Raw genomic sequence first — 11,897 nt, 5'->3', positions numbered from 1 at the left:
CATCGAACTCAACAAAGGCGGACGTAACACGCGAACGGAGTGGAGAGGGCGAACTTGCAATACGGCGCTGGCGCCAATGAATCGGTCCCAGTAGCGGACCCCCTGCTCTCCGACGCGAGCCTGGTTACGGCTGCCCGGGGTGGCGATACGCGCGCCTTCGAGCGCCTGTATCGCACCCATAGCGGCAAGGTAATGGGCCTGTGCCTGCGGATGACGCGGCGGCGGGACGTGGCGGAGGATTGTGTGCAACAGACATTCATCAGAGCGTGGCGGAGCCTGCAGGCCTTCGAAGGCCGCAGCTCCTTCGGCACCTGGCTGCACCGGATCGCGGTGAACGAGGTGCTGAGCCATGGCCGGAATCACGGCACGCGCTCCGAATCCAACGAAGATGCGATCGAGAATGCCACCGCAGAGCCGGGCGACGGCGCCAGAGAGCACGACGCCGGCGAAGTGATGGATCTGGAGCGCGCACTCGCCACCTTGCCCGAGGGCGCGCGTCACGTGGTGGTATTGCAGGCTGTGTACGGTTACAGCCACGAAGAATGCGCCGACATGCTTGGCATCGCAGTCGGCACTTGCAAGGCGCAACTGCACCGCGGACGAAAGTTGTTACGCGAGCGCATGAGCCTGGCGGCGGAGGCGGACGATGAGTAATCAATCCAACAAGCCTGACGATCCGTTGAGCCAGATGCTGGCGGCCCTGCCGAAGGACGTGCAGCCCGAGCGCGATCTGTGGCAGGGCATTCAAGCCGAGATCGGCAAGACGCCCATCGTCACCGACAGCGCGCCGGTCGTGCATTTCTCATCGACGCGCTGGTTTCAGATGGCCGCGGGGGTGCTTCTTGTGCTCGCCACGTCCCTCACTACGTTTGTCGTTACGCGCAATTCCATGGAGAAGGACGCCGCCGTGCAGGTCGCTCAACAGCAGCCCGTGCCGACGGCCACTGCACCGCTGAATGCAATGCCGGTGAGCTTCGGCACCGAGGCGCTGGGCGCCGATTATATGAAGGCCCGCTCCGAGCTGGATCAGCGCTTCGAGGCACGCATGAAGACGCTGCCGCCATCGACTCGCGCCAAGCTGGAACGCAACCTCGCCGATCTGCGGCACGCGGCCAACGAGATCTCCGCGACGCTGGCCGAGAATCCATCCGATCCGCTGTTGCAGGATCTGTTGATGTCCACCTATCAGCGCGAGCTGCAACTGCTCGCCGACGTTAGCGAAGTGCCCGTTTCCCATCCCGTGAGGACCGATCTATGAACGCCCCCATGTCAGCAGCGCTGCGAGCTGCCTTGGCCATCGCCATGCTGACGGCGGCGGCATCGCACGCCGGTGCCGAAGAAATTTCCAAAACTCTGCCGGCCGATGCGCGCGGCGAAGTGGAAATCGTCAATGTCGCGGGCACGGTCGAAGTCACCGGCTGGGATCGCGCCGAAGTGAAAGTCGACGGCGAGCTCGGCAGCAGCGTCGAGCGGCTGGATTTCCGCAGCGACGGCCAGCGCACCTTGATCAAGGTCGTGCTGCCCCGGGGCAGCAGCTCGTCCGGCTCGAGCGATCTGCGAATCCGAGTGCCTCAGGGCAGCGGCTTGATCATCAACACAGTCAGCGCCGATCAGATGATCAAGAGCGTGCGTGGATCGCAGCGCCTGCAGTCGGTCAGCGGCCGCATCGAGACCGATTTCGGTCCGGGCGATCTGGAAGTGAAGACCGTCAGCGGCGACATCCGGGCGCAAGGCGAGGGCAAAGGCCTGGTGCGAGCCACCACGGTCAGCGGCGATCTGCAAATCAACAAGGGCGGCCCGGAGCTGGATCTGAATACCGTATCCGGCGATATGACGGTAGCGCTCGACCGCCTCGATCGCGGCCGGATCAAGACGACCAACGGCGATCTGAATCTGACCGCCGCGCTGGGCGACGATGTGCGCATCGATGCCGAAGCGATCAACGGCGACCTGCATTTCAATTTGCGCGGTCAGGTCAACGCCGAGTTCGATATTGAAACGTTCAATGGCGATATCGACAACTGCTTCGGGCCCAAGCCGAGCCGCAGCCGGGAATACGGTCCCGGCAACGAGCTGCGCTTCACGGAAGGCAAGGGCGACGGCCGCGTGCGGGTCAAAACGCTCAACGGCGGTGTGATGATCTGTAAGCGTTAGACGGGCAAGGGAATGTGACCTCGTTCGCACCCACCGCGCGATGATTCGGCAACGGCGGACGCGGTCGCAGGTCGTATGCTAACTTGGGATAAGGGCCGCGCCGTAACCCGCCTTGGGGATGGCCGCAAATGTGATTGAGTGCCGCAGCTGCGCTTTGCGGCAGAAGCCGTCACCGGGTACGATCCCCGGCGATGTCTGCAACCCCCTCCGACACCTCCGCACAACCGGCCTGGCGGATTCTGCTCGTCGATGACGAGCCGACGCAGCGCCTGATCATGGCGCGGCTGCTCAAGCGCGGCGGTTATGAGGTCGAGATGGCGGCCAACGGCCGCGAGGCGCTCGCCAAGCTGGAACAGGGCGATTTCCCGTTGATGATCACCGACTGGGAAATGCCGGAAATGGACGGCGTGGCGCTGTGCCGGGCCTTGCGCTCCAAGGAGCGCGGCTACACTTACATCATTCTGCTCACCTCGCGCGATGCCATCGAGCACCTGGTCGCGGGCCTGCAATCGGGCGCCGACGATTATCTGATCAAGCCCGTGGTCGAGCCGGAGCTGATCGCCCGGCTCAATACCGGCCGCCGCATCGTCACGCTGGAACGTTCGCTGCGCGCTGCGAATGAAGAGAATCGGCGGCTGTCGATCACGGACCCGCTGACGGGCGTATACAACCGTCGTTATTTGATGGAACAACTGCCGCGAGAGATCGATCGCGCGGCCCGCTATGGCCGCCAGCTCGCCGCCATCATGTGCGACGTCGACTTCTTCAAGAAGATCAACGACACCTACGGCCACCTGACCGGCGACGAAGTGCTGAAGTGGTTCGGCAGCGCACTCAAGTCCGGCGTGCGCTCCAGCGACTGGATCGCCCGCTACGGCGGCGAGGAATTCGTCATCGTGCTGCCGGAGACCAATGTCGCGAACGCCGCCAACGCGGCCGAGCATCTGCGTAAACATATCGCCGAACAGCCGTTCAAAGCGCCCGGTCAGGAATTCACGGTGTCCGCCAGCTTTGGCGTGTCCGGTTGGCGGGATAAAGTGCCGCAGGGTGCAACCCTCGACAGCCTGATGGCGCGCTGTGACGCCGGTGTTTATGCCAGCAAGGCTGCTGGCCGGAATCGCATCACCACCGAATTCCAGGACTGATCAGCCCGCCTTGGCCATCGGGCCCGGTGCGTACTGAGTCAGGAATTCCTTCGCGCGTTCCAATTCCATCGCCAGCTGCGCAACCAGCTCGCCCAATCGCTGCTGATCCAGACTCGAGGCTTGCGCCTCCAATGTGTGCGACAGATTGCGCAACGGCTCGGCGTGCACATTTGCGCTAGCGCCTTTCAACTTGTGCGCGATACGGCTCAGGCCACTGCGATCGAGAGCCGCCAGCGCGGCGCGCGCTTCATCCAACGCCTGTTCGCCGCTGGCGATGAATGTCTCCACCAGCTCTCGGGTGAATTCCGGATCGCCATCGGTCAGCTCGTTGAGCCGTGACAAATGTACCGGCACGTTTGCCGCGGCATCGGCTTGCGCCATAGATGTCTCCTCGGCCGTGATACGCAGGCCAAACTTGGTCAATACTTCGTGCAAGCGCGGGATTTCCAGGGGTTTGGTGAGGAATGCACTCATGCCCGCTTCCATGCAGCGCTCCAGCTGACTGGCCATGGCATTCGCCGTGAGCGCCACGATGGGCGCATGCGGGCGGCCGTCGCCAGTTTCGCGTTCGCGGATGCGCAGCGTCGCGGTGAGGCCATCCATCACCGGCATCTGCAGGTCCATGAGTATCAGATCGAACATTGTTTCTTCGCAGGCGCGCACGGCTTCGACGCCGTTGTCTGCGACCCGCACCGTGCAGCCCATGCGCTCCAGGAAACGCACCGCGACTTTCTGGTTGACCGCGTTGTCTTCCACCAACAGCACGGTGCCGCGATAGGCTGCGGTGATATGCGCCGCCAGCGTGTTACGAGTCACGATCGGCTGGCTCTGCATGTGCCACTGCTTGGCGTCGTGCGCCAGCACGCGATCGAGACATTCGAGCAGCTCGCGGGCTCGAATCGGTTTGGTGAGATAGGCAGCGAAGCCGAGCGCCGCGAAGCGATGGATGTCGCCGTGTCCGTCCATCGATGTGAGCATCACGAGGCGCGCTTGCGACAGCTGCGCATCGGCGTTGATGCGTTCGCCGAGCGTCGCGCCGTCCATGTCGTGCATGCGGTGATCGGCAAGGACCACCTCGAACGGCTGGCCATCGACGGCCGCGGTGTGTAACAGGGTCATCGCCTCGATGCCGCCGGCGGCGAGGCTTACTTCGAAGCCCGCGTGCATGAGCTGACCGGCGATGACGCGACGATTGGTTTCGTTGTCGTCGACGACGAGGACGCGTCGGCCCACGCGGGTGAGAACCAGTGCAGGCGCCGGTGCCGGCAACGCTTGGACTTGTGCTGCGGACAGCGGCAACGCGAACCAGAAACGCGAGCCTTGGTTGAGCTCGCTCTGCGCGCCGACTTCGCCGCTCATCATTTGCACCAGACGGCGCACGATGGACAATCCGAGCCCGGTGCCGCCGAAGTGACGCGTGGTCGAGGAATCCGCCTGGACGAACGGCTGGAACAAGTTCTGCAGCGTGCCGGCCGCGATGCCGATGCCCGTGTCCCGCACTTCGAAACGAGCGCGCTGACGGCCGTCGCCCCAATCGACGCTGCTCACCTCGATGACGATCTCGCCTTCGCGGGTGAACTTGATCGCATTGCTGATGAGGTTGAGCAAACATTGACGGATGCGCTGCGGATCGCCGACGACTCGATCCGGCACGTCCGGATGAATGTGCACGATCAATTCGAGGTTCTTCGCAGCGGCCTGGAAAGCCAGCATTACCGCGGCTTCTTCCACCGTGTTGCGCAGATCCAGCTCCAGCGCTTCGATGTCGAGCTTGCCGGCTTCGATCTTGGAGAAATCCAGAATGTCGTTGATCACGATCAGCAGCGAGTCGGCGCTCGATCGGATGGTCTCCGCGTAGTCGCGCTGAGTGCGGTTGAGCGGACCTTCCAACAACAGGCCGGTCATGCCGATGATGCCGTTCATCGGCGTGCGAATCTCGTGACTGACGTTCGCGAGGAATTCGCTCTTCGCGCGGTTGGCGCTTTCGGCAGCTTCGGTCGCGCGCAACAGTGCTTCTCGCGCCGAGCGAGCTTCGGTCACATCTTGCAGCGAGCCTGAGAGTCGCAACGGCCGGCCGTGCGCATCGCGTTCAGCAGTCGCGCGAGCGCGATACCAACGATACTCATCCCATCGAGTACGCAGCCGAATCTCGACGTCGTACGGCCGGCGCTGCTGGAAGTGCAGGCGCGTGGCGTTCGCGACCGCGTCGGCGTCATCGGGGTGCAGGCATTGTTTGAGGAAGTTTGCGCCGGTGGGCAGCTCCGAAACTTCGTAGCCCAGCAGCTCGGCGACGCGCGGCGAATGCCAGGAGGAGCCGTCTGCATCCATTTCCCACAGGCCGTCCTGCGTACCGTTGATGGCGCGCTCCAGGCGTTGCTGAGTGAGTCGCAGCGCATCTTCGGCGAGCTTTTGTTCGTGAGCGTCTTGAATCGAGCCGGCCACCAACACGGCGAGGCCCTGCTCGTCGCGCTCGGCCATGCCACGATGACGGAACCAGCGATACTGGCCGTTCTTCATTCGCAGGCGCAGCGAGACGTCGAACGGCTCGCCGCGTTCCACATGATGTAACAACGATTCTCGCCCTCGGCCGATGTCTTCCGGGTGAACCAGCGCCTCGACCTGCGCCGGCGTGGGTTCGAGCTCGCCATCCTCGTAACCCAGCAGCGCGTGATAGCTCGATGAGAACCACGTGCTCCCGTGCACCAGGTCCTTTTCCCAGTGCCCTTCGGAGCTGGACAACGACGCGCGTTCCAGGCGCTTTTCGACATCGCGCAGCATCTGCGTCTGCTGTTGCAGGCGATCGGCCGCTTCGATTTCTTTGGTGATGTCCCACGAGACGCCGAGCAAACGCACATAGCCGTCGTCGGTGCTGAGCACGCGGGCGTGCGTTTGCATGTTCAGCAGCCGGCCGTCGGCGCCGCGAATGCGGTAACGATAGGAGATGCGCTCTGCACCTCTGGCGTGAGCCTGCGCCACCACGGCTTCGATCTCGGCGCGATCGTCGGGGTGCAGCTTGTCCAGATATACATCCAGCGACAGATCGGGCGTGTCGCCGAAGATGCCGCACAACGGATTCTCGATCCAGGCGAAGCGGCGCGCTTTGGAGTCGATTTCCCAGCAGCTGATGCCGGCGGCTTCGGTCGCCATGTTGAGTCGCACAGCGAGCATCTGCTGTCGCGAGGCGTGCTCCACTTCATCCGTGATGTCGCGGGTAACACCGATCAACTCGCCGCGCGGATGTGCCGGGCTGCTGTGAGGCAGCTTGCGGAAGTGAGTTTGAATGTGACGAATCCTGCCGTCCGGGTGCATGATCCTAGTTCGCACCGAGCCGCCCTGGTTGGGGCCGTCGGTCTGCGCGTTGATCTCCTGGCCGGTGCGCTCGCGGTCGTCGGGATGCACGGGCAACATGCCGTCCTCGAGCACCGCGCCGATACCGAGCATGCGTTGCAGAGTGGGATCGCTGAGGACCCGCCGAGTGGCCAGGTCCAGACGCCACACGCCAATGCCGGCGATGTCAGTAGCGAGCTTCAGCTCGGCGCGCAGAGCGTCTTCCTCGAGCCCGTCAGACGGGCGCCGTCCGCCCCGGACACGCCAATAGGCCCAGAGCGCTGCCGCGCCCACGAGGGCGCCGAGCGCAATGCTGGCCAGGTGTGTAACGTCGAACTGAGCCATTGATCCGCAAAGCCGATTGCCGGGGAGCCACCTCACCATCTGTATCGGCAGGGGACAAGGAAGCCTGCCCGTCCCATCGGATTTTCAGGGATGGCCTTAACCCCCTCACCGTGACGTAGTTCTCGGGTCGAAAGTGGCCGAGGCCCTTTCGACACGTTCAGCCTTCAGGCGCGACTCTGGCTGAACTAGTCCCCCATCCCGGCTGTTAGAATCCCGTAGCTTGTGACCTTGCTCACAAAGGAGCAGACATGCGGGCATTGAAGATCGCCGGGATCGTGGTCGGCAGCATCGTGGCGCTGATCGTCGTGGTGCTGCTGGCGGTGGTGTTGTTCGTCGATCCCAACGATTATCGCGACGACATCGAGCGCATCGTCGAGAGCAAGACCGGCCGGCAGCTGACTCTGAGCGGCGATCTGCACCTGTCGATATTTCCATGGCTGGCGCTCAAGGCCGGTCCCGCCAGCCTGGGCGACGCGCCCGGCTTCGGCGACGAGCCGTTCGTTTCCATTCAGGAAGCGCGCGTGGGCGTGCGGTTGCTGCCGCTGATCCAGGGCAAGATCGAAGTCGGCGACGTTCGCCTGGCCGGTGCGCGGATCAGGCTCATCACCGATGAGCAGGGTCGTAACAACTGGGCCGACCTGGGCGAGCAGAAAGCAGAAACCACGCCGCCACCTGCCGACGACAAATCGATGGAAGTGCCGACCATCGCCGGCCTCGAGATCGAGGACGCGGCGGTCACCATGGAGAATCGCCAGGAGAAAACGCGCCGCGTGGTGCGTGACTTCAACCTGAAGACCGGTCGCCTCGCATCGGGCGAGCCGTTCGATCTGACTACCGACTTCGTGCTCGATCAGGAACCGTCGCTGTCCGCGAAGGTGAAGCTTGCTACCACGGTGACAGCGGATCTCGAGGCCAACGCGCACCGGCTGGCGAAGCCGCAGATCGATGTCACGATCACCGGGCAGGGTTATCCGCAGGAAGGCATTCCGGTCAAGATCACCGCCAATGCATTGAGCGCCGATGTCGCGAAGGAGTTGTATCGGCTCGAGGCGTTAACTGTGAACACGACGTGGAAGGGTGAAGGCTTGCCGAGCGCCGGCGTGCCCGTCATCCTGCAAGCGAAAGATTTCAACGCGAACCTCGCCGCACAGACGCTCGAGCTCACCGGCCTCGATCTGGACCTGGCCGGCGGCCACCTGACCGGCTCGCTCACCGGCAAGGAAATCCTGGACGCGCCGGCGCTGACCGGGCCGCTCAAGCTCGATCAACTGTCGCTGCGCACCTGGGCGCCGAGGCTCGGAGTGTCGCTGCCCGCGACCACCGATCCGAAGGTGTTCGAGAAGCTGAGTTTCTCCGGCGCCGTGTCGCTGACCAAATCGAGCGCTGAAGTGGGCGACATCGTTCTGCAACTCGACGACACGATCGCGAAGGGCATGCTCGGCGTCGCCGACTTCGACGCCAAGGCGCTGCGCTTCGATCTGAATGTGGATCGCATCGACGCCGATCGTTACCTGCCGCCGCCGGTCGAGCAGCCAACAAAGGCCGCCGCCGACGAGCCGCCGACGCCGATTCCGGTGGAGATGCTGCGGACGTTGAACGCGCGCGGTCAGCTGCAAGTAGGCGAGGCGATTTTCGCTGGCATCAAGTTCACCAAGTTGAAACTCGGGGTGAATGCGCGTGACGGCAAGGTGCGCTTCAATCCCTCGCAAGCCTCGATGTACGGCGGCAATTACAGCGGCGACATCGGCATCGATGCGACCAGCGACGTGGCCCGCATCACGCTCGATGAGCACATCAGCGGCGTCGACTTCGCACCCTTGTTCAAGGACTTCTTCGAGACTGATCGCGTCTCGGGCAAGGGCACCGCGAATATCAAGCTGGCCGGCTCCGGCAAGAACACCGACGACGTGATGAAGACGCTCGGCGGCACAGTGGATTTCAAAGTGGCCGACGGCGCGCTCGAAGGCACGGATCTTTGGTATGAAATCCGCCGCGCCCGCGCCGTGTTGAAACAGCAGGCGGTTCCGGAACGCAGCGGCCCGGCGCGCACGCCATTCACCGCGCTGACGGGCAGCGGTGTGATGAAGAACGGCGTGCTGTCCAACAATGACTTGAACGTCGCCATGCAGTATCTGAAGGTGACGGGGCAGGGCACGGTCGATATTCCGGCCAGCACGCTCGACTACAAGCTGATCGCGGCGGTGCTGAAGATCCCGCGCGAAAGCGCCGACGCCGCGCAAGTGCAGGACCTGGTCGATGCGGAAATCCCGGTGAAAATCACCGGCTCGCTCAGCGATCCGAAGGTGCGCCCCGATCTGGAGGGCTACCTGAAGAACGAGCTCAAGCAGCGGGTCGACAAGGAACGGGACAAGGTCGAGGAGAAGTTGAAGGACAAGCTCAAGGATTTGTTCAAGCGTTGAAACTAAAGCGCCATGGCGGGCGACTTATGCTGTGAGTGTCGCGCACATGTTTCCGAGTCGCGGGATGGCAGCTTCGCAGTCACGTTGGTCGCATCGTCATGCTCTGTTCGCCGCGGCGCTGCTGTTGTCAGCGCCCGCTGCGAGCGCCTTCAACATCGAGCGCAGCGAAGCTCGCTACGTCGACAAGCACTTCAGGTACGAGCTGGTCGTTACGCTGGACGCGCCCATCGATCGCGTCGATGAGGTATTGCGGAACTACGCCGACTATCCCTCCCTCAACCATCGCATTCTCGAGGCCAAGATCCTGGAGCGGCCCGCGCCGGATAGCGTCACCCTGGAAACGACAGTCGAAGTTTGTTTCGGCTGGTTCTGCCGGAATGTCACTCGCGTCGAGCGCGTGCAGGAGTCCAAGTACACCCTGCTGGCAGTCGCCGACCCTGCGCGCAGCGACGTGAGATTCAGCGAGACGCGCAGCGAGCTTTCCACCGGACACCACGGGGCGACCCGAGTGAAGTATGTGACTAGCGTCGTTCCCGGCTTCTGGGTGCCGCCCCTCGGCGGGCGGCGCATGCTGCTGCGGACGCTGGAGAACGAGACCCGGGATCTGTTCATGAGCGTCGAGCAAAAAGCCAAAGACCCGGCGGTTACGACGCCTTGATCCGCTGGCGGCTTGTCGTGGCCTCATGGAGGCCACGACACGTGCTCCGTGTGCCGCGCCGTCATGGCATCATTCCGACATGCCAGCTGCCGCCAAGCCCGCCATCGCCAATCAGTTGACCCTGTCGGACGCCACCGAGCGTGGCCGAGCCGCCGCGGCTCGCCCCGCTGGCGAAAAATTCGCCAGCACTTTGCTGGCTTGGTTCGACGTTCACGGTCGCAAGCATCTGCCTTGGCAGCAGCAGATTACGCCCTATCGCGTCTGGGTCTCCGAGATCATGTTGCAACAGACTCAGGTGGCCACCGTCATTCCTTACTACGAGCGTTTCATGCAACGCTTCCCGGATGTGCGGGCGCTTGCCGCCGCCGCTGACGATGAAGTGCTGCATCTGTGGACGGGCCTGGGTTACTACGCCAGAGCGCGCAATTTGCTCAAGGCCGCGAGAACCATCGTCGCTGAGCATGGCGGTGAGTTCCCGCAGACGCTCGACGCGGTTCAATCCTTGCCGGGCATCGGCCGCTCGACCGCCGGCGCCATCCTGGCGATATCCAGATCCCAACGGCACCCCATTCTCGACGGCAACGTCAAACGCGTGCTCACTCGCTGCTTCGGCATCGAAGGCTTTCCGGGCGAGACTGCGGTGGAACGTGAGCTATGGTCGATCGCCGATGACTGCACGCCGGCACAACGAGTGGCTCACTACACGCAAGCCATCATGGATCTGGGCGCGACGGTTTGCGTCCGCTCACGACCGGCGTGCGTGGTCTGTCCCATGCACGAGTTCTGTGTCGCTCGGCGCGAAGGGATGCAGGCCATCCTGCCGACGCCCAAGCCCCGCAAGGAACGCCCCGAACGCGCGGCATATGCTGCGATTCTGCAACGAGCCGACGGCGCCGTGTTATTGGAGCGTCGACCGCCGACGGGCATCTGGGGCGGGCTGTGGACGTTTCCTCAATTCGACACGCGAGAAGATGCCGGCACGTGGATGGAACGACACACCGGCGACTCGTCGCTGCTAACCCAGTCGCTGCCGGCCTACTCACATTCATTCACTCACTTCGATCTCACATTGCAGCCTCTGCTGGTGCGTGGTGCGCGCGAACAGCCTGCTATTGCCGACGGCGAGCGTTATTGCTGGTACGACGTAAAACAGCCCGCGAAGATCGGCCTGGCCAAGCCCGCAGTCGATTTGATTCGCGGCCTCGCAGAACAGAGTCAACCATGAGCGTGATTGCCCCACAGGATGTGAGTCGCTCGCGATGGCTGCAGGTGGGCTGGGTATTCATGCTGCTCGGCGCGATGCTCGCCGCGGCCAATGCAATCCTGTTCATGAACATCGATGCTTACGGTCACCCGGGCATCAAGTCGCGTTTCATTGCGACTGAGATTGCTGGCTGGATGCACACGCTCGGCGGAGCGATTGCCGTCGTGCTCGGGCCGTGGCAGTTCTTGAGCCGCGTACGAGTCCGCTGGCCGCGTGTCCACGTTTGGACGGGGCGGGTGTATCTGGTTGCGGTGCTGAGCGGTGCGCTGGGCGGGCTATACTTTGCCCCGACGAGTGTTGGCGGCAACCCCGGTGTCATCGGCTTCGGCATTCTGGCGGTGTTTTGGTTGTACACCGGAGCGCAGGCCTATGTGTCCGCTCGCCGGCGCGATTTCGTGGCGCATCGACGCTGGATGATCCGCAATTATTCGCTCACATTCGCCGCGGTGACTCTGCGCCTCGAGCTCGGCTTGCTGCAGGTCAGCGGGTTGAACTTCGATGTCGCATTCCCCATCGTGGCGTGGAGCAGCTGGGTGTTGAACTGGCTGGCCGCCGAAATGTGGCTGCGCCGGCAGTAAGGTGGA

At 63.4% G+C, this 11,897-nt stretch carries 9 protein-coding genes; 8 read left to right on the top strand and 1 reads right to left on the bottom strand.

The features are described from left to right. Positions 1–54 precede the first annotated feature (54 nt). The 4 genes from EK373_RS02500 to EK373_RS02485 all read left to right on the top strand — a co-directional run bounded on the left by EK373_RS02500 (position 55) and on the right by EK373_RS02485 (position 3,299). On the top strand, positions 55–654 hold the full coding sequence (locus EK373_RS02500) for an RNA polymerase sigma factor (protein WP_157994195.1): 600 nt from the start codon (positions 55–57) through the stop codon (positions 652–654). Beyond that, entirely contained in the window at positions 647–1,258 is a 612-nt protein-coding gene (locus tag EK373_RS02495; RefSeq protein ID WP_129641166.1) for a hypothetical protein, read from the top strand. The genes EK373_RS02500 and EK373_RS02495 overlap by 8 nt, the downstream gene beginning before the upstream one ends. Before the next feature lie 8 nt (positions 1,259–1,266). Continuing rightward, positions 1,267–2,154: a DUF4097 family beta strand repeat-containing protein gene (locus EK373_RS02490; protein ID WP_157994194.1), complete on the top strand. Its 888-nt coding sequence runs from the start codon at positions 1,267–1,269 to the stop codon at positions 2,152–2,154. Positions 2,155–2,345: 191 nt separating this feature from the next. Beyond that, a complete protein-coding gene (locus EK373_RS02485) occupies positions 2,346–3,299 on the top strand; it encodes a diguanylate cyclase (protein ID WP_129641164.1) in 954 nt (317 codons plus the stop codon). Here EK373_RS02485 and EK373_RS02480 read toward each other — a convergent pair whose 3' ends face one another. Beyond that, a complete protein-coding gene (locus tag EK373_RS02480; RefSeq protein ID WP_198683023.1) occupies positions 3,300–6,971 on the bottom strand; it encodes a PAS domain-containing protein in 3,672 nt (1,223 codons plus the stop codon). Positions 6,972–7,219: 248 nt separating this feature from the next. Between EK373_RS02480 and EK373_RS02475 the strand changes: the two genes are divergently transcribed. The 4 genes from EK373_RS02475 (at position 7,220) to EK373_RS02460 (ending at position 11,891) form a co-directional block, all read left to right on the top strand. After that, positions 7,220–9,391, top strand: a complete 2,172-nt coding sequence (locus EK373_RS02475; protein WP_129641162.1) for an AsmA family protein — start codon at positions 7,220–7,222, stop codon at positions 9,389–9,391. A 64-nt stretch (positions 9,392–9,455) separates the two neighbouring features. Further along, the gene (locus tag EK373_RS02470; protein ID WP_129641161.1) at positions 9,456–10,049 is read left to right on the top strand and encodes an SRPBCC family protein; all 594 of its coding nucleotides are present in this window, start codon (positions 9,456–9,458) and stop codon (positions 10,047–10,049) included. Positions 10,050–10,128: 79 nt separating this feature from the next. Then, positions 10,129–11,274, top strand: coding sequence for an A/G-specific adenine glycosylase (mutY, locus tag EK373_RS02465; RefSeq protein ID WP_129641160.1), 1,146 nt, complete (start codon positions 10,129–10,131; stop codon positions 11,272–11,274). After that, positions 11,271–11,891, top strand: a complete 621-nt coding sequence (locus tag EK373_RS02460) for a DUF2306 domain-containing protein (RefSeq protein WP_129641159.1) — start codon at positions 11,271–11,273, stop codon at positions 11,889–11,891. The genes mutY and EK373_RS02460 overlap by 4 nt, the downstream gene beginning before the upstream one ends. Positions 11,892–11,897 lie beyond the last annotated feature (6 nt).

It is taken from the genome of Peristeroidobacter agariperforans (assembly GCF_004138335.1).
GTDB classification, from domain to species: domain Bacteria; phylum Pseudomonadota; class Gammaproteobacteria; order Steroidobacterales; family Steroidobacteraceae; genus Steroidobacter; species Steroidobacter agariperforans.
This window is presented reverse-complemented; position numbering and strand designations above follow the sequence as displayed.

Bases quoted from the DNA above. Each gene is read 5' to 3' on its own strand.
- EK373_RS02480 (WP_198683023.1), bottom strand. From the start codon at position 6,971: ATGGCTCAGTTCGACGTTACACACCTGGCCAGCATTGCGCTCGGCGCC.
- EK373_RS02460 (WP_129641159.1), top strand. From the start codon at position 11,271: ATGAGCGTGATTGCCCCACAGGATGTGAGTCGCTCGCGATGGCTGCAG.
- EK373_RS02495 (WP_129641166.1), top strand. From the start codon at position 647: ATGAGTAATCAATCCAACAAGCCTGACGATCCGTTGAGCCAGATGCTG.
- EK373_RS02470 (WP_129641161.1), top strand. From the start codon at position 9,456: ATGGCAGCTTCGCAGTCACGTTGGTCGCATCGTCATGCTCTGTTCGCC.
- mutY (WP_129641160.1), top strand. From the start codon at position 10,129: ATGCCAGCTGCCGCCAAGCCCGCCATCGCCAATCAGTTGACCCTGTCG.
- EK373_RS02490 (WP_157994194.1), top strand. From the start codon at position 1,267: ATGTCAGCAGCGCTGCGAGCTGCCTTGGCCATCGCCATGCTGACGGCG.
- EK373_RS02485 (WP_129641164.1), top strand. From the start codon at position 2,346: ATGTCTGCAACCCCCTCCGACACCTCCGCACAACCGGCCTGGCGGATT.
- EK373_RS02475 (WP_129641162.1), top strand. From the start codon at position 7,220: ATGCGGGCATTGAAGATCGCCGGGATCGTGGTCGGCAGCATCGTGGCG.